This window comes from Pseudomonas sp. GL-R-19 (genome assembly GCF_019956375.1).
Classification (GTDB): Bacteria; Pseudomonadota; Gammaproteobacteria; order Pseudomonadales; family Pseudomonadaceae; genus Aquipseudomonas.
In genome coordinates, this window is record NZ_JAHBDJ010000005.1 from 69,726 (window position 1) to 87,142 (window position 17,417).

Genomic DNA, 17,417 nt, shown 5'->3' on the forward strand with positions numbered 1-17,417 from the left:
AAGAGCCTTAAATGACCGACTATAAAGCCACGCTAAACCTTCCGGACACCGCCTTCCCAATGAAGGCCGGCCTGCCTCAGCGCGAACCGCAGATTCTGCAGCGCTGGGACAGCATTGGCCTGTACGGAAAGTTGCGCGAGATTGGCAAGGATCGTCCGAAGTTCGTATTGCACGACGGCCCTCCGTACGCCAACGGCTCGATTCACATCGGTCATGCGCTGAACAAGATTCTCAAGGACATGATCATTCGTTCGAAGACCCTGTCGGGCTTCGACGCGCCTTATGTCCCGGGCTGGGACTGCCACGGCCTGCCGATCGAGCACAAGGTCGAAGTGACCCACGGCAAGAACCTGGGCGCGGACAAGACCCGCGAACTGTGCCGGGCCTATGCCACCGAGCAGATCGAGGGGCAGAAGTCCGAGTTCATTCGCCTCGGTGTGCTGGGCGACTTCGCCAACCCGTACAAGACCATGGACTTCAAGAACGAGGCCGGCGAAATCCGTGCCCTGGCGGAAATCGTCAAGGGCGGTTTCGTGTTCAAGGGCCTCAAGCCTGTGAATTGGTGCTTCGACTGCGGTTCAGCCCTGGCCGAAGCGGAAGTCGAGTACGAGAACAAGAAGTCCTCGACCATCGACGTGGCGTTCCCGATTGCCGATGAAGCCCAACTGGCTGCCGCCTTCGGTCTGCCAACCCTGGCCAAGCCTGCCTCGATCGTGATCTGGACCACCACCCCGTGGACCATCCCGGCCAACCAGGCGCTGAACGTTCACCCGGAATTCAACTACGCCCTGGTCGACGTCGGCGACAAGCTGCTGGTACTGGCCGAGGAGCTGGTCGAGTCGTGCCTGGCGCGCTACTCGCTGGAAGGATCGGTCATTGCGACCACCACCGGTAAAGCGCTGGAGCTGATCAACTTCCGTCACCCGTTCTACGACCGTCTGTCGCCGGTTTACCTGGCCGACTACGTTGAACTGGGCGCCGGCACCGGTGTGGTGCACTCCGCTCCGGCCTACGGCGTGGACGACTTCGTGACCTGCAAGAAGTACGGCATGGTCAACGATGACATCCTCAATCCGGTTCAAAGCAACGGCGTGTACGCGACCTCGCTGGAATTCTTCGGCGGCCAGTTCATCTGGAAGGCCAACCCGGCCATCGTCGACAAGCTGACTGAAGTCGGTGCGCTGCTGCACACCACCATCATCGAACACAGCTACATGCACTGCTGGCGCCACAAGACCCCGCTGATCTACCGCGCCACCGCGCAGTGGTTCATCGGCATGGACAAGCAGCCGACCACCGGCGACACCCTGCGCCAGCGCTCGCTCAAGGCCATTGAAGAGACCCGGTTCGTTCCGGCCTGGGGTCAGGCGCGCCTGCACTCGATGATCGCCAACCGTCCGGACTGGTGCATTTCCCGCCAGCGCAACTGGGGCGTGCCGATCCCGTTCTTCCTGAACAAGGAAAGCGGCGAGCTGCACCCGCGTACCGTCGAGTTGATGGAAGAGGTCGCCAAACGCGTTGAAGTCGAAGGCATCGAGGCCTGGTTCAAACTGGACGCCGCCGAGCTGCTGGGCGCTGAAGCGCCGCAGTACGACAAGATCAGCGACACCCTGGACGTCTGGTTCGACTCGGGCACCACGCACTGGCACGTCCTGCGCGGTTCGCACCCGATGGGTCACGAAACCGGCCCGCGTGCAGACCTGTACCTGGAAGGCTCGGACCAGCACCGTGGCTGGTTCCACTCGTCGCTGCTGACCGGTTGCGCCATCGACAACCACGCACCGTATCGCGAACTGCTGACTCACGGCTTCACGGTCGACGAGTCCGGCCGCAAAATGTCCAAGTCCCTGGGCAACGTGATCGCGCCACAGAAAGTCAACGACACCCTGGGCGCCGACATCATGCGTCTGTGGGTTGCATCGACCGACTATTCGGGCGAAATGGCGGTTTCCGAGCAGATCCTGCAACGCAGTGCGGATGCCTACCGGCGTATCCGTAACACCGCGCGTTTCCTGCTCTCGAACCTGACCGGCTTCAACCCGGCCACCGACATCCTGCCTGCAGAAGAAATGCTGGCTCTGGACCGTTGGGCCGTGGACCGTACCCTGCTGCTGCAACGCGAGTTGCAAGAGCACTACGGCGAATACCGCTTCTGGAACGTGTACTCGAAGATCCACAACTTCTGCGTGCAGGAACTGGGCGGCTTCTACCTCGACATCATCAAGGACCGTCAGTACACCACTGGCGCCGACAGCAAGGCCCGTCGTTCGTGCCAGACTGCGCTGTTCCATATCTCCGAAGCGTTGGTACGCTGGATCGCGCCGATCCTGGCGTTCACCGCCGACGAACTGTGGCAGTACCTGCCGGGCGAGCGCAACGAGTCCGTCATGCTCAACACCTGGTACGAAGGCCTGAGCGAACTGCCGGAAGGCATCGAGCTGGACCGCGCGTATTGGGACCGGATCATGGCGGTCAAGGTCGCGGTCAACAAGGAAATGGAAATCCAGCGTGCAGCCAAGGCTGTCGGTGGCAACCTGCAGGCCGAAGTGACGCTGTACGCCGAAGACGCGCTAACCGCCGACCTGGCCAGGCTGAGCAACGAACTGCGCTTCGTACTGATCACGTCGACCGCCAGTGTTGCACCATTGGTGCAGGCACCGGCCGACGCTGTGGTCACCGAAGTCAGCGGCCTGAAGCTGAAGATCGTCAAGTCCAGCCACGCCAAGTGCGCCCGTTGCTGGCACTGCCGTGAAGACGTCGGTGTGAACCCGGAGCATCCGGAAATCTGCGGCCGTTGCGTGGATAACATCAGCGGTGCTGGCGAGGTCCGTCACTATGCCTAATGCCGTTGGCCGTTTCGGACGGCTGAGCTGGCTCTGGTTGAGTTTGCTGGTTCTGGTCATCGACCAGACCAGCAAGTTCTACTTCGAAGGCAAGCTTGCGATGTACCAGCAAATCGTGGTGATCCCCGATTACTTCAGCTGGACCCTGGCCTATAACACCGGTGCGGCGTTCAGCTTTCTGGCTGACAGCTCCGGCTGGCAGCGCTGGCTGTTCGCGTTGATCGCTGTGGTGGTCAGTGCGGTGCTGGTGGTGTGGCTCAAGCGTCTGGGGCGCAACGAGACCTGGCTGGCGATTGCGCTGGCACTGGTGCTTGGCGGCGCGCTGGGCAATCTATATGACCGCATTGCCCTGGGCCATGTGATCGATTTCATTCTGGTGCATTGGCAGAACCGCTGGTATTTCCCGGCGTTCAACTTTGCCGACAGTGCAATCACGGTTGGTGCTGTCATGCTGGCACTGGACATGTTCAAAAGTAAAAAGACCGGAGAAACCGTTCATGACTGAACAGGTATTGGCTGAGCAACGCATCGGCCAGAACACGGAAGTCACCTTGCATTTCGCATTGCGCCTGGAGAACGGCGACACCGTGGACAGCACGTTCGACAAAGCCCCGGCGACCTTCAAGGTTGGTGACGGCAACCTGTTGCCAGGTTTCGAGGCGGCCCTGTTCGGTTTCAAGGCTGGTGACAAGCGTACGCTGAGCATTGAGCCGGAAAACGCTTTCGGCCAGCCCAACCCGCAAAACGTGCAGATCATCCCGCGCTCACAGTTCCAGGACATGGAACTGTCGCCTGGCTTGCTGGTGATCTTCAACGATGCGGCCAATACTGAATTGCCGGGCGTGGTGAAAGAGTTCGATGACACGCAAGTGACCATCGACTTCAACCACCCGCTGGCGGGCAAAACGTTGACCTTTGACGTGGAAATCATTTCCGTCAAAGCGCTCTAACTGACGAATTCGGCCTTTTGTAGGAGCGAGCTTGCTCGCGATGGGCGTCAACGATTACGCGATCATTCTGAATGAACGCGGTGTCTTTGATTTCTTCGCGAGCAAGCTCGCTCCTACAGGGCAAGACACGAGGCACAGCATGCAAATCAAACTCGCCAACCCCCGTGGCTTCTGCGCCGGTGTGGACCGGGCGATCGAAATCGTCAACCGCGCCCTGGAAGTCTTCGGGCCGCCGATCTATGTGCGCCACGAAGTGGTTCACAACAAGTTTGTCGTCGAAGACCTGCGCTCCCGTGGTGCGATCTTCGTCGAAGAGCTGGACCAGGTGCCGGACGACGTCATCGTGATCTTCAGTGCCCACGGCGTTTCCCAGGCCGTGCGCAGCGAAGCGGCTGGCCGCGGGCTGAAAGTGTTCGACGCCACGTGCCCGCTGGTGACCAAAGTCCACATCGAAGTGGCGCGTTACAGCCGCGACGGCCGTGAATGCATTCTCATCGGCCACGCCGGTCACCCGGAAGTCGAAGGCACCATGGGCCAGTACGATGCCGGCAGTGGTGGCGCGATCTATCTGGTCGAAGACGAGAAAGACGTTGCGGCGTTGCAGGTGAACAACCCTGAAAAGCTCGCCTTCGTGACTCAGACCACCTTGTCGATGGACGACACCAGCCGCGTTATCGATGCGCTGCGTTCGCGCTTCCCGGCCATCGGTGGACCGCGCAAGGACGACATTTGCTACGCCACGCAAAACCGTCAGGATGCGGTCAAGCAACTGGCCGAAGAGTGCGATGTGGTGCTGGTAGTCGGTAGCCCGAACAGCTCCAACTCCAATCGCTTGCGCGAATTGGCTGAACGCATGTCCACTCCGGCCTATCTGATCGACGGTGCCGAAGACCTGCAAAAAAGCTGGTTCGACGGCGTCGAGCGTATTGGCATCACCGCTGGCGCATCTGCCCCGGAAGTCCTGGTGCGCGGCGTGATCCAGCAGTTGCAGGCCTGGGGGGCTACCGGTGCCGATGAACTGGCCGGTCGCGAGGAGAACATCACGTTCTCGATGCCTAAAGAGCTGCGCGTTCGCTCGTTGCTCTGAGTTTTTTCCTTTCTTGGCATGACGGCTGCTCAGCCTTGTCGCTGCGCAGGCTGACGCGACCGGTCCGAGCCAACACCACTTGATGTTGGCTCACCGGCTCGCGAACTGCGCAAATGTGTAACGTTCCACCAATCAGTGGTTCGCCCTGACCCCTGAATCGTATAGATCTTTCGACCGGGCCGTTCCCCACGATCGACACGCGTGCGCCGCTCCGGCGTTCGGCCAGCAGTGGGTTGTTACTGTCCATATCCCCCTTGCCGCTGATATCCAGAATGATCCGCCAGCCCTGGCTCCAGTCGCCATTGATGCCGTGAATCACCACGGCCTGGTTGCGGACGATGGCTTCAGTCCGGGCGGTGCGAATACCGCTGAAAAGAGCCTGTGCCGCTTGCTCTCTTTGGTTCGACTCGATGAGTGCTCCGTATGTCGGACTGACCAAATGCAGAACAATTCCTGTAATTGCCAGTCCCATGAGCAGTTCGATCAGGCTGAAGCCTTGTTGCCGCATGACAATTCCCTCCGTGGCGTGCTGTGGCTCGCGCAATCCCTGCGCGAGAAATGGCAACGCAAACGCACCGCATCGCTCGAATGTTGTGCCGCGCAAGGGCAGGTATAGCTGAAGGAAACAGAAGGCCTCGATGGATCATCCTACAAAAGGTTTCACGCTGATCGAGATGCTGGTTGCGATCGCGATCCTTCTGATTCTGCTGACTCTGGCTGTTCCGGCGTTTACCCGTTCGACGCAAACAACCAGGGCCGATACCGAAATCGCTGACCTGCAACGAGCCCTGAATTTTGCCCGGCTCGAAGCCATCGATCACGGCAATACCATACGGGTGCGCCCGACGACCGGTGGTGATGTCTGGAGTGGGGAACTGGCGGTTTACGACGGTACGGGCGCTTTGGCCAATGTATTGCGGGTTGTTCCGGCGATGAGCAGCAGCGCAACTCTGGCGCTAACCTCTGGCGTCACTGCCATCGATTTCAACAGTATGGGCGGATTGTCATCACCGTCCTCAGAGGTGGTGATCAGCTATGGTCGGGGCGCACAAAGCAGGACGCTGACGGTGTGTTTGAACGGACGAATTCTATTGGGTGGAAATTGCGGATGAAAGCAGGGAGCAAGCGTACGCAGGAGGGCATGACGCTGATCGAAGTCCTGGTGGCGTTAGTCATTCTGGGAGTGGGATTGCTGGGGGCAGCGGCGTTTCAGCTCAATGCATTGAAGTACACGGACAGCGCGCGCATGACCAGTCAGGCCAGTTTTATCGCCTACGACATGATGGACCGCATTCGCGCCAACGCTGCTGCGGACTACACCATCGCGCCGCCGGCTTCGGGCAATCCGGACGTTACCCGGGATCAGGACCTGTTTGACTTCAACGCCAATATTGTCAGTTCGCTCGGTGCTACCGCGACGGGCAGCGTCACCGTCAATCAGCAGGTGTACACCATCACGATTACCTGGGACGACTCACGGGCTGCGAAGGCCGACGACTCGCGGCGCAGCTTCATCCTGAGCAGTCGCACGGCCATTGATCCGGTGGTGACCCCGTGAGTCGCTGCAGCAAGGGGTTTGGCCTGGTCGAGCTGCTGATCGCCATGGCTTTGAGCCTGGTTGTGGTGCTGGGCGTGGTACAGGTTTTTATCGCAGCCAAGAACACCTATCTCAGCCAGAATGCGGCCGCGAGCATGCAGGAGGACGCACGTTTCGTGTTGAGCAAAATGATTCAGGAAGTCCGCATGGTCGGGATGTTCGGTTGCCTGGAAACGATCACCGATTCAAGTGAGAAAAGGGATTTCCATGCCAGTCAGTTAGCACCGATCCGTTGGGACAACGGCGGCCGCAAGTTGACGCTGGTTACAGCGGATGTCGGCGGCAATGGCGGCAAGCCGGACTGGACCGTGCTTTCCGATTGTCGAAACAATTCGACGGCCTACAGTGAAGGTCGGACGCCAGTGGCAGGGCAGCTGGCATTTCCGATCCGGCGGCTGATTTACAGCTTCAGCAACAACCAACTGTTGATGAAAGGCGGGGCTGCAGCAGATCAAGTATTGGTGGATAACGTCAGCGCTTTCGACGTGAGCTTCGGCCTGGCCAGTACGGCCACTGATCTGGCTGCTTCGCGCTACAGCAGCAACCCCACGGATCCCGCGCTGATTCGTAGCGTTCGCCTGACCCTGACCCTATTCGATCCGCACAACCGGGTGAGCGATCAAACCTTCAACGTGGTTGCCGCTCTACGCAACCGCTTGCCATGAGGGAGTGCCGATGAATCGTTCTCCCCTGACTTATCGCTCCCAACGCGGGATGGCACTGTTGGTCAGTCTGGTGTTCCTGCTCTTGCTGACGCTGATTGGTCTTTCATCGATGCAGAGCGCCACCCTGCAGGAAAAAATGGCCGGTAGCGTCGTCTTGCGCAATCAATCGTTCCAGAGTGCCGAGGCCGCATTGCGGGTGGGCGAGAGTGCCGTGTGGCGAAACAGTTATGCGTTACCTGTTTGTAGCGGCATCGTTCAATGCGCACCACCGTCCGAGTCTTCGGCTATTACCGCTGCCGGTTTCAACGCCTCTTCAGGCGTGACCTGGGTTGCATCGGGCAAGGGCTTTTATGGCGTGCAAAATATCGGTGTCAGCAAAAATGCGGTGAATGTGCCCATCAATACCCCGGCGACCTTGTATCGGGTAACGGCGGTCGGCATCGCGGGGCATTCGCGCAGTGTGGTGGAGAGCATCTATGCGAAGTACTGAGCGACCTGTCAGGTTATGGTCACAACTGATCGGTGTCGTAGTCGCGCTTGACCTGTCGATGTCGGCTCACGCTGCCACGTCAGCGGATTCGCCAGCGCTGAACCGGCCAACCTGTCTGGCGAATGGCAACTGGTACGGTTTTTACCACAGCAATCAGGGGTTGAAAGCCGTCTGCCTGAAGCTGCCCGAGGCGATCGGCGTTAAGATGCTCGACAGCAACGGCGATGGAGTGGTCGACAACATCGACACGCTATCCGATGGCGTGATCTTTGTTGGAGAGCATTCGACCCAGGACGGGGCCGTGAACGATTCCACTGGCGACGATACACCGGGGATGGAAAAATCCGGCGGCGGCCGTCGCATCATGTGGCGACAAATACAGTAAGTGAGAGTTGAGGCATGCGTAGTTCCAACCGCGGTTTTACCCTGATCGAAATCATGATCGTGATTGCGATCATCGGGATTGTCATGACCATTGCCGCCCCGAGTTTCACCGAATACCTGAACAAAGGCCGTCGCGCAGAAGTGGCCGGTCTGCTCTCGGAGCAGGCGCAGCTCCTGGAGCGCTTCTACTCGCAGAAAAACACCTACACCGATGCGCCGGGCCTCAGTGTCGGCAATGATTACTACAGCATCACTCCGACCCTGGCCGACCAGACCTTTCTGCTGACGGCAGTGCGCAAGGCTGACTCGAGCATGGCCACTGACAAGTGTGGTGATCTGACCATCACCAATACCGGAGTCCTCGGCATGGTCAACGCAAAAACCGGCCTGACCAGCAAAGACTGCTGGGGGCGCTGAGTTTTTTTCGGGTGCCTTTTGCACTCTCTGTCTATTTAACGATTGGATCAGAACATGACCAGGCAACAGCAAGTGGTGATTGTCGGCGGTGGAGTGATTGGTTTGCTGACGGCCTACAATCTCGCGTCCGAAGTGCAAAGCGTTGTGCTGCTGGATCGCTCGAACGTAGGCCAGGAATCGTCCTGGGCGGGTGGTGGCATCGTTTCGCCGCTTTACCCGTGGCGCTACAGCCCGGCGGTCACCGCGTTGGCTCACTGGTCCCAGGACTTCTATCCACAACTGGGCGAGCGCTTGTTTGCCGCCACCGGCGTTGATCCTGAAGTGCACACCACCGGTCTGTACTGGCTGGATCTGGATGACGAGGCTGAAGCGCTGGCATGGGCCGCCCGGGAAAATCGTCCATTGAGTGCGGTGGATATTTCGGCAGCCCACGACGCCGTGCCGGTGCTGGGCAACGGTTTTTCCCGGGCGATCTACATGGCCGACGTCGCCAACGTGCGTAATCCGCGATTGGTGAAGTCACTCAAGGCCGCGTTGCTGGCGCTGCCGAACGTGACGATTCATGAGCAGTGCGAAGTCAGCGGGTTTGTTCGTGACGGTAATAAAGTGGTCGGCGTGCAGACTTCCACAGGTACTGTCGCGGGCGATCAAGTCGTCCTGACGGCGGGGGCCTGGAGCGGTGATTTGCTCAAGCTTCTTGATCTGACGCTGCCGGTCGAGCCGGTGAAAGGGCAGATGATTCTCTACAAGTGTGCGGCGGATTTCCTGCCGAGCATGGTCCTGGCCAAGGGCCGTTATGCGATTCCCCGGCGCGACGGGCACATACTGATCGGCAGTACGCTGGAGCATGAAGGCTTTGACAAGACGCCGACCGGGTCGGCACTGGAAAGCCTGAAGGCGTCCGCGGTGGAATTGATCCCGGCACTGGCGGAGGCCGAAGTAGTGGGGCATTGGGCCGGATTGCGCCCGGGGTCACCCGAGGGCATTCCTTATATCGGCCCGGTACCGGGGTTTGACGGGCTCTGGCTCAACTGCGGGCATTACCGTAACGGGCTGGTGTTGGCGCCAGCGTCATGCCAGTTGTTTGCCGATGTGATGCTGGGCCGGGCGCCGATCATCGATCCGGCGCCATATGCGCCTGCCGGAAGACTTTGACAAGATCGCAGCCTGCGGCAGCTCCTACAGAATGTACGCTCCCAGGTAGGAGCTGCCGCAGGCTGCGATCTTTTTAAAGCATCAATCCAGTCCAAACTTCTTGAGCCGGTAACGCATCGACCTGAATGACAGGTTCAACCGCTGAGCCGCCGCCGTGCGGTTCCAGCGGGTTTCCTCCAGGGCCTGGAGCAGCAGTTGGCGTTCGACGTTTTCCAGGTAGGTTTCCAGGTTGTCGATCCGGGTCAGGTCCGGCACGCCGCCTTCAGCTCCACAGTTGCCTTCAGCCAGGCGCAGGTCGCCGGCTTCGATCTGTTTGTTCTCACGCAGTGTGTGTGCCCGTTCGAGCATGTTCTCCAGTTCCCGCACATTGCCCGGGAAGCGATAGCTTTTCAGTGCATCGAGGGCCTGGGGGTGGAGTCTCGCTGCAGGTTGGCCGGTATCGGCGGCCAGGCGCTTGAGTATGTGGCTGGCCAGTATTTCGATGTCATCGCGACGCTCGCGCAAGGGTGGCACCCGGAGTTCGATCACGTTCAAGCGGTAGTAAAGATCATGGCGAAAGCGTCCGGCGGCGACTTCGGCGCCAAGGTCCTTGTGTGTGGCGCAGAGAATGCGCACATCCACCGCCACTTCCTGCTGCCCGCCGACACTGCGTACGGCTTTCTCCTGAATCGCGCGCAGCAGTTTGACTTGCATGGCCAACGGCAGGTCAGCCACTTCGTCGAGGAGCAGGGTGCCGCCGTGAGCTGTCTGGAACAGACCGGGTTTGTCTTCGATGGCGCCGCTGAAACTGCCTTTGCGATGGCCGAAAAACTCACTCTCCAACAGTTCCGAAGGAATTGCCGCGCAGTTGATCGCAATGAACGGCTGATTGGTGCGGGGGCTTTGATCATGGATCAGGCGCGCGACCAACTCCTTGCCGCTGCCGGATTCTCCGCTGATGTATACCGTCGCATGGCTGCTGGCCAGTTTGATGATCTGTTTGCGCAGGTTGCGCATGGGCAATGAGTCGCCCAGCAAGCGACGATCGATGCCGATCCCGCGGGCAGGAACCAGCAGGGCGCTGGCGACCAGTTCACGCAGGCGCGCAAGGTCCACCGGTTTGGTCAGGAAGTCGAATGCCCCGGCCTTGAGCACGTTGATCGCGGTTTCGAGGCTGGCATAGGCGGTGATCATCGCCACCTGGACCTGAGGGTGGCATTGCTGGATGTGCTGCACCAACTCCAGGCCAGTACCATCCGGCAACTGCATGTCGGTCAGGCATAGATCGAAGGTTTCGCGTTGTAGCAGGGATTGCGCTTCGCCAACGTTGCGGGCGTTGAACGTCTCCAGTCTCATCCTTCCCAGGGTGATTTCCAGGAGTTCGCGAATGTCCGGCTCGTCATCGACGATCAAGACTTTTTGTCGTGGTCTCGTGTTCAACGTGGGCTCCGTCCGTGAGCATAGGTGATACAAAAGCAGCCGCTTTCCTGGCGTGCCTTGAAGTCTAGGCGGGACAGAATGCTTTCGTCCGGCTGGCCGGACAGATAAAGCCCCAGGCCCTTGATATAGGGGGCTGGGGCTTCATTATCGAGTATTTCCAGTGATTTCAGGTCGAGCCATGGCGGCGACATTTGCTCGCGGCACAACAAGTGGAGGACGTTTTCGATTACCCGGTTCATTCGCAGAGAGTGATCTTGAATAATCTGCGTCAGACGTCAATCGACGCCTTTCAGTTCCTTGAGTGCGTGCGATAGTCCTCAATCGGCCGTCATTTCGGGTGGCGTATCAGCGGCCTCTGGAACCCTTGTCTTGCTCGAGATGAGCCTGGCTGCAATACCATTGTTGGTCGTGGCTCAGCGCGCGGTCACGGGGCAGGTGAACGCCGCAATGGGCACAGCGGACCATGGGCGCCGCTTCCCGTTCGGCAGGGGGCCTGGGGGTGGATGCCTGCCCCTTGAACTTGCGCCAGAACCATACTCCAGCGGCAATCAGGGCAATCCAGAACAATAAACGAAGCATGGTGTGCTGCTTTTTGACTAGTGATTAGCTAGTTTAGCCAAGGACATGGCCAGCGCACAGCCTAATAGCTTATGTAGGAGCGAGCTTGCTCGCGATGGTCTCAAGGACGACGCGTTTATTCAGACAAAGCGCGTTAACGTTGACGTCCATCGCGAGCAAGCTCGCTCCTACAAGTCTCCCTTTTTGCACAACCCGAGGTGTCAGTCGAACACGCCGAAGGTCATGTGGCTGAACCACGAACGGTCGCTGTCGTTGCCTTGCGCTTCGTGATTTTCTTCTTCGACCGCTTCGCCATTGTCGTCTTTAGGCTTGAGCTCGGCCGGGATTGCGTCCTTGGCGTCCTGGAATTGCCTCTGGACGTCCTGGTTGGCGCGGGTTTCACCCGGTGGCAGCGGCGGACGCGACTCGATCAGGCCCAGGGTCGCCTTGCTCAGCCACGAACGGTTGTCGGCTTCGGCTACGGTCGGCACGAACTGACCGTCGACCAGGGTCGGGTGGTTCGGGTAGTTGAGCTTCAGGGCTTCCAGGCTGGTGGCAGCCAGTTCGTCCAGGTGCATGCGCTGGTAGGCCTCGGTCATCACCGCCAGGCCGTCGCCGACCGAAGGGGTTTCCTGGAAGTTTTCCACCACGTAACGACCGCGGTTCGCGGCGGCGACATAAGCCTGGCGGGTCAGGTAGTAGTCGGCCACGTGAATTTCGTAGGCCGCCAGCAGGTTGCGCAGATAAATCATGCGCTGCTTGGCGTCTGGTGCGTAGCGGCTGTTCGGGAAGCGGCTGGTCAGCTGGGCGAATTCGTTATAGGAGTCGCGGGCGGCGCCCGGGTCACGCTTGGTCATGTCCAGCGGCAGGAAGCGCGCCAGCAGGCCGACGTCCTGGTCGAAAGAAGTCAGGCCCTTGAGGTAGTAGGCGTAATCGACGTTGGGATGCTGTGGGTGCAGACGAATGAAGCGTTCCGCAGCGGACTTGGCCGCTTCTGGCTCGGTGTTCTTGTAGTTGGCGTAGATGAGTTCGAGTTGCGCCTGATCGGCATAGCGACCGAACGGATAACGCGATTCCAGAGCCTTGAGCTTGGCGATGGCACTGGTGTAGCTACTGTTGTCCAGGTCGTTTTGAGCCTGTTGGTACAGCTCGACTTCACTGAGGTTTTCGTCTACGACTTCCTTCGATGAGCAAGCAGCGGTCAATGCGAGGATGGCGATCAGCAGCAGGTGTTTCACTTGCATGGCGGCTTGCGTCCCTATGACGGCCGCTGTCTTGGGCGTGGCCGTCCTGTTATGATGAACGCCCCGTTGAATAGCCTCGGGGCAAAAGACGCCGTATTTAACCACAAGCGCGCAGCCGAAACCAAAGGCTGTGCCGACGCCTAGTCTGAGCATGTCCGATAAAATTGAACTTCGCGCAGAGGTGCCGTCCGAATTGGGCGGCCAACGCCTCGATCAAGTCGCCGCACAATTATTCGCTGAGCACTCGCGCTCGCGCCTTTCCGCCTGGATCAAAGACGGCCGCCTGACTGTGGATGGGGCGGTTATCCGCCCGCGAGACATCGTCCATGGCGGCGCCATCCTTGAGTTGACTGCCGAGCAGGAAGCTCAGGGCGAATGGGTCGCTCAAGACATTGCCCTGGACATCGTCTACGAAGACGACGACATCCTGGTGATCAACAAGCCTGCGGGCCTGGTGGTGCACCCGGCTGCCGGTCATGCCGATGGCACCCTGCTCAACGCCTTGCTGCACCACGTGCCGGACATCATCAATGTGCCCCGCGCCGGTATCGTGCATCGCCTGGACAAGGACACCACCGGTCTGATGGTGGTGGCCAAGACCATTCAAGCGCAGACGCAGTTGGTGACACAGTTGCAGAGCCGCAGCGTCAGCCGGATCTACGAGTGCATCGTGATCGGTGTGGTGACAGCCGGAGGCAAGATCAATGCGCCGATCGGTCGTCACGGCCAGCAGCGCCAGCGCATGGCCGTGATGGAAGGTGGCAAGCAGGCCGTCAGCCATTACCGCGTGCTCGAGCGTTTCCGCTCCCACACCCACGTGCGGGTGAAGCTGGAAACCGGTCGTACGCACCAGATTCGCGTACACATGGCGCACATCAACTACCCGTTGGTCGGAGATCCCGCCTACGGTGGTCGTTTCCGTATTCCGCCGGCCGCCAACCCAACCATGGTCGAATCCCTGAAAAACTTCCCGCGTCAGGCGCTGCATGCGCGTTTCCTGGAACTGGATCATCCGACCACTGGTAAGCGCATGAGCTGGGAATCGCCGTTGCCGGAAGATTTCGTCTGGCTGCTGACCCTGCTCAAGCAAGACCGCGAGGCGTTCGTCGGATGAGTGACTGGCTGATTCCTGACTGGCCCGCGCCGGCCGGGGTCAAGGCCTGTGTGACCACTCGTGCGGGCGGCGTCAGTGTGGCGCCGTTCGACAGCCTCAACCTCGGCGATCACGTCGGAGACAGCCCTGAAGCTGTTGCCGAGAATCGCCGTCGTCTTACCGATCATTTCTCCATTCAACCGGCCTGGCTGCAGCAGGTCCACGGCATTGTCGTGGCCCATGCCGATCCAGGCCGGGTGGTCACCGCCGATGCCAGTTGGACGTCGACACCCGGTATCGCCTGTGCGGCGATGACGGCCGATTGCCTGCCAGCGTTGTTTTGTGACCGTGCCGGTACTCGTGTCGCGGCGGCCCATGCCGGTTGGCGCGGGCTGGCTGCTGGTGTAATGGAGGCCACGCTCGACAGTCTGGCGGTACCGCCTGCCGAAGTATTGGTCTGGCTCGGCCCGGCGATCGGCCCGCAAGCCTTTGAAGTCGGCCCGGAAGTGCGTGAAACCTTCGTGCAGCAGTTGCCGCAAGCGTCAGAAGCCTTCGTGCCAAGCCAAAACCCCGGCAAGTTCATGGCCGACATCTATATGCTGGCCCGCTTGCGTCTGGCAGCTCGTGGTGTAACGGCTGTCTATGGTGGTGGTTTCTGCACCGTAAACGACCCTCGCTTCTTTTCTTATCGCCGTGCGTCCCGCACCGGTCGATTCGCCTCGCTGATCTGGCTCGCCCGCTAAGCTTCCCTGACCTGCATCAACGTCCCGACGCTTGAATCTCCCAGAATCGACCACATCTATTGTGGTATCTGGCAGGTTTCTTCATTCAGGATGTTTTATAGGTCCGGCCTGCTCAAAAGGAAGGTGACCCATGCGTATAGACCGTTTAACCAGCAAATTGCAGTTAGCGTTGTCCGATGCCCAATCCCTGGCTGTCGGTCACGATCATCCGGCCATCGAGCCGGCGCACTTGATGCAAGCCTTGCTCGAACAGCAGGGTGGCTCGATCAAGCCCCTGTTGATGCAGGTGGGCTTCGACGTCAATAGCCTGCGTAAAGAGCTGACCAAAGAGCTCGACCAGCTACCGAAAATCCAGAACCCGACCGGTGACGTGAACATGTCGCAGGATCTGGCGCGCCTGCTCAACCAGGCCGACCGTCTGGCCCAGCAAAAGGGCGACCAGTTCATCTCCAGCGAACTGGTGCTGCTCGCCGCCATGGACGAGAACAGCAAGCTCGGCAAACTGTTGCTCGGCCAGGGCGTGAGCAAGAAAGCCCTGGAAAATGCGATCAACAACCTGCGCGGTGGCGAGGCCGTCAACGACCCGAACCACGAAGAGGCGCGCCAGGCGCTGGACAAATACACCGTCGACCTGACCAAGCGCGCCGAAGACGGCAAGCTCGATCCGGTGATCGGCCGTGACGATGAAATTCGCCGCACAATCCAGGTGCTGCAACGTCGGACCAAGAACAACCCGGTGCTGATCGGTGAGCCTGGCGTGGGTAAAACCGCCATCGCCGAAGGCCTGGCCCAGCGCATCATCAATGGCGAAGTGCCGGATGGCCTCAAGGGCAAGCGCCTGTTGTCCCTGGACATGGGGGCGCTGATTGCCGGTGCCAAGTATCGCGGTGAGTTCGAAGAGCGCCTGAAATCCCTGCTCAATGAACTGTCGAAGCAGGAAGGGCAGATCATCCTGTTCATCGACGAACTGCACACCATGGTCGGCGCTGGTAAAGGCGAAGGCTCGATGGATGCGGGCAACATGCTCAAGCCGGCCCTGGCCCGTGGTGAGCTGCACTGCGTAGGCGCCACCACGCTCAACGAGTACCGCCAATACATAGAGAAGGACGCCGCCCTCGAGCGACGTTTCCAGAAAGTGCTGGTGGACGAGCCGAGCGAAGAAGACACCATCGCCATCCTGCGTGGCCTCAAGGAGCGGTATGAGGTTCACCACAAGGTGGCGATCACTGACGGCGCGATCATTGCCGCAGCCAAGCTCAGCCATCGCTACATCACTGACCGGCAGTTGCCGGACAAGGCCATCGACCTGATCGACGAGGCCGCCAGCCGCATCCGCATGGAAATCGACTCCAAGCCGGAAGTGCTGGACCGTCTGGAGCGCCGCCTGATTCAGCTGAAGGTGGAATCCCAGGCGCTGAAGAAAGAAAGCGACGACGCGGCGAAGAAACGTCTGGAAAAATTGCAGGAAGAAATCGCTCGTCATGAGCGTGAGTACTCGGATCTCGAGGAAATCTGGAACTCGGAAAAAGCCGAGGTTCAGGGTTCGGCGCAGATCCAGCAGAAGATCGAACAGTCCCGTCAGGAACTGGAAGCCGCTCGCCGTAAAGGCGACCTGAACCGCATGGCGGAATTGCAGTACGGGGTGATCCCGGACCTGGAACGCAGCCTGCAAATGGTCGACCAGCATGGCAAAGCCGAAAACCAGTTGCTGCGCAGCAAGGTGACTGAAGAAGAGATCGCCGAAGTCGTTTCGAAGTGGACCGGTATTCCGGTGTCGAAAATGCTCGAAGGCGAGCGTGAAAAGCTGATGAAGATGGAAAGCCTGTTGCACCAGCGTGTGATCGGCCAGGACGAAGCGGTTGTGGCGGTTTCCAACGCGGTGCGGCGTTCCCGCGCCGGGTTGTCCGACCCGAATCGCCCGAGCGGCTCGTTCATGTTCCTCGGCCCGACCGGTGTCGGTAAAACCGAGCTGTGCAAGGCGCTGGCCGAGTTCCTCTTTGATACTGAAGAGGCGATGGTGCGGATCGACATGTCCGAGTTCATGGAGAAACATTCCGTGGCTCGCTTGATCGGTGCGCCACCAGGATATGTCGGTTATGAAGAGGGCGGTTACCTGACCGAGGCGGTGCGTCGCAAGCCTTACTCGGTGATCCTGATGGACGAAGTCGAGAAGGCGCACCCGGATGTGTTCAACATCTTGCTGCAAGTGCTCGAGGATGGTCGTTTGACCGACAGCCATGGCCGTACGGTGGACTTCAAGAACACCGTGATTGTCATGACCTCCAACCTGGGGTCGGTGCAGATCCAGGAACTGGTCGGTGATCGTGAGGCGCAGCGTGCAGCGGTGATGGATGCGATTTCCAGCCACTTCCGGCCGGAGTTCATCAACCGGGTCGACGAAGTGGTGATTTTCGAGCCGTTGGCGCGAGATCAGATCGCTGGCATTACCGAGATCCAGTTGGGTCGTCTGCGCAGCCGCCTGACCGAGCGGGAACTGAAGCTTGAGCTCAGCCCTGAAGCCATGGACAAGCTGATCGCGGTCGGTTACGACCCGGTGTATGGCGCACGGCCGCTCAAGCGCGCTATCCAGCGCTGGATCGAGAACCCGCTGGCGCAGCTGATCCTGTCCGGTCGATTCATGCCGGGCGATACCGCTCACGGTGTGGTGGAAAACGACGAAATCGTCTTCGTCTGACCCGCTACCACACCTGTAGGAGCGAGCTCGCTCGCGAAGGTCGTTAACGATAACGCGGGTTGGCTGGCTCAACGCGG

At 59.8% G+C, this 17,417-nt stretch carries 18 protein-coding genes and 1 pseudogene; 14 read left to right on the forward strand and 5 right to left on the reverse strand.

Features of this window, described 5'->3' with window-relative positions:
* Nucleotides 1-11: 11 nt before the first annotated feature.
* The 4 genes from ileS to ispH all read left to right on the forward strand — a co-directional run bounded on the left by ileS (nucleotide 12) and on the right by ispH (nucleotide 4,880).
* On the forward strand, nucleotides 12-2,843 hold the full coding sequence (gene ileS, locus KGA83_RS03070; protein ID WP_108216428.1) for an isoleucine--tRNA ligase: 2,832 nt from the start codon (nucleotides 12-14) through the stop codon (nucleotides 2,841-2,843).
* The gene (lspA, locus tag KGA83_RS03075; protein ID WP_108216429.1) at nucleotides 2,836-3,348 is read left to right on the forward strand and encodes a signal peptidase II; all 513 of its coding nucleotides are present in this window, start codon (nucleotides 2,836-2,838) and stop codon (nucleotides 3,346-3,348) included. Before ileS ends, lspA begins: the two co-directional genes overlap by 8 nt.
* Nucleotides 3,349-3,355: 7 nt before the next feature.
* A complete protein-coding gene (fkpB, locus tag KGA83_RS03080) occupies nucleotides 3,356-3,793 on the forward strand; it encodes an FKBP-type peptidyl-prolyl cis-trans isomerase (RefSeq protein WP_177413227.1) in 438 nt (145 codons plus the stop codon).
* 139 nt (nucleotides 3,794-3,932) lie between these two features.
* Nucleotides 3,933-4,880, forward strand: a complete 948-nt coding sequence (ispH, locus tag KGA83_RS03085) for a 4-hydroxy-3-methylbut-2-enyl diphosphate reductase (protein WP_108216494.1) — start codon at nucleotides 3,933-3,935, stop codon at nucleotides 4,878-4,880.
* On the opposite strand, the gene KGA83_RS03090 is transcribed toward ispH, so the two are convergent.
* Nucleotides 4,849-5,388 (reverse strand): GspH/FimT family pseudopilin, encoded by a 540-nt coding sequence (locus KGA83_RS03090; RefSeq protein WP_223528324.1) that lies wholly within the window; start codon nucleotides 5,386-5,388, stop codon nucleotides 4,849-4,851. The two genes, ispH and KGA83_RS03090, sit on opposite strands and share 32 nt — an antisense overlap.
* 130 nt (nucleotides 5,389-5,518) lie before the next feature.
* On the opposite strand from KGA83_RS03090, the gene KGA83_RS03095 reads away from it, so the two are divergent.
* From KGA83_RS03095 to thiO, 7 genes are read left to right on the forward strand one after another with little or no spacing between them, the layout of a single operon-like run.
* Nucleotides 5,519-5,992: a GspH/FimT family protein gene (locus KGA83_RS03095; RefSeq protein ID WP_108216432.1), complete on the forward strand. Its 474-nt coding sequence runs from the start codon at nucleotides 5,519-5,521 to the stop codon at nucleotides 5,990-5,992.
* Nucleotides 5,989-6,438, forward strand: coding sequence for a type IV pilus modification protein PilV (pilV, locus tag KGA83_RS03100; protein WP_108216433.1), 450 nt, complete (start codon nucleotides 5,989-5,991; stop codon nucleotides 6,436-6,438). Before KGA83_RS03095 ends, pilV begins: the two co-directional genes overlap by 4 nt.
* A complete protein-coding gene (locus KGA83_RS03105) occupies nucleotides 6,435-7,142 on the forward strand; it encodes a PilW family protein (RefSeq protein WP_108216434.1) in 708 nt (235 codons plus the stop codon). The genes pilV and KGA83_RS03105 overlap by 4 nt, the downstream gene beginning before the upstream one ends.
* A gap of 10 nt (nucleotides 7,143-7,152) precedes the next feature.
* Nucleotides 7,153-7,632 carry a PilX N-terminal domain-containing pilus assembly protein gene (locus KGA83_RS03110; protein ID WP_108216435.1) on the forward strand — a complete coding sequence of 160 codons (480 nt, stop codon included), beginning with the start codon at nucleotides 7,153-7,155 and terminating at the stop codon, nucleotides 7,630-7,632.
* On the forward strand, nucleotides 7,619-8,017 hold the full coding sequence (locus KGA83_RS03115) for a hypothetical protein (protein ID WP_108216436.1): 399 nt from the start codon (nucleotides 7,619-7,621) through the stop codon (nucleotides 8,015-8,017). Before KGA83_RS03110 ends, KGA83_RS03115 begins: the two co-directional genes overlap by 14 nt.
* Nucleotides 8,018-8,031: 14 nt before the next feature.
* Complete coding sequence (locus tag KGA83_RS03120) at nucleotides 8,032-8,433, forward strand: type IV pilin protein (RefSeq protein ID WP_108216437.1); 402 nt, start codon at nucleotides 8,032-8,034, stop codon at nucleotides 8,431-8,433.
* A gap of 54 nt (nucleotides 8,434-8,487) precedes the next feature.
* Complete coding sequence (thiO, locus tag KGA83_RS03125; RefSeq protein ID WP_223528328.1) at nucleotides 8,488-9,588, forward strand: glycine oxidase ThiO; 1,101 nt, start codon at nucleotides 8,488-8,490, stop codon at nucleotides 9,586-9,588.
* Nucleotides 9,589-9,669: 81 nt separating this feature from the next.
* On the opposite strand, the gene KGA83_RS03130 is transcribed toward thiO, so the two are convergent.
* The 4 genes and pseudogenes from KGA83_RS03130 to KGA83_RS03145 form a co-directional block, all read right to left on the reverse strand.
* Complete coding sequence (locus tag KGA83_RS03130; RefSeq protein WP_223528329.1) at nucleotides 9,670-11,007, reverse strand: sigma-54-dependent transcriptional regulator; 1,338 nt, start codon at nucleotides 11,005-11,007, stop codon at nucleotides 9,670-9,672.
* Nucleotides 11,004-11,282: pseudogene (locus tag KGA83_RS03135) on the reverse strand (hypothetical protein); the annotation flags it as partial. The gene KGA83_RS03130 and the pseudogene KGA83_RS03135, both read right to left, overlap by 4 nt.
* A 70-nt stretch (nucleotides 11,283-11,352) precedes the next feature.
* A complete protein-coding gene (locus KGA83_RS03140) occupies nucleotides 11,353-11,586 on the reverse strand; it encodes a PP0621 family protein (protein WP_223528332.1) in 234 nt (77 codons plus the stop codon).
* Nucleotides 11,587-11,786: 200 nt separating this feature from the next.
* Nucleotides 11,787-12,809 carry an outer membrane protein assembly factor BamD gene (locus tag KGA83_RS03145; RefSeq protein ID WP_108216442.1) on the reverse strand — a complete coding sequence of 341 codons (1,023 nt, stop codon included), beginning with the start codon at nucleotides 12,807-12,809 and terminating at the stop codon, nucleotides 11,787-11,789.
* A gap of 151 nt (nucleotides 12,810-12,960) precedes the next feature.
* Between KGA83_RS03145 and rluD the strand changes: the two genes are divergently transcribed.
* From rluD to clpB, 3 genes are all read left to right on the forward strand, one after another.
* Nucleotides 12,961-13,923: a 23S rRNA pseudouridine(1911/1915/1917) synthase RluD gene (rluD, locus tag KGA83_RS03150; protein ID WP_108216443.1), complete on the forward strand. Its 963-nt coding sequence runs from the start codon at nucleotides 12,961-12,963 to the stop codon at nucleotides 13,921-13,923.
* The gene (pgeF, locus tag KGA83_RS03155) at nucleotides 13,920-14,645 is read left to right on the forward strand and encodes a peptidoglycan editing factor PgeF (RefSeq protein WP_223528336.1); all 726 of its coding nucleotides are present in this window, start codon (nucleotides 13,920-13,922) and stop codon (nucleotides 14,643-14,645) included. The genes rluD and pgeF overlap by 4 nt, the downstream gene beginning before the upstream one ends.
* A gap of 130 nt (nucleotides 14,646-14,775) precedes the next feature.
* Nucleotides 14,776-17,340 carry an ATP-dependent chaperone ClpB gene (gene clpB, locus KGA83_RS03160; RefSeq protein WP_150754962.1) on the forward strand — a complete coding sequence of 855 codons (2,565 nt, stop codon included), beginning with the start codon at nucleotides 14,776-14,778 and terminating at the stop codon, nucleotides 17,338-17,340.
* Nucleotides 17,341-17,417: the final 77 nt, after the last annotated feature.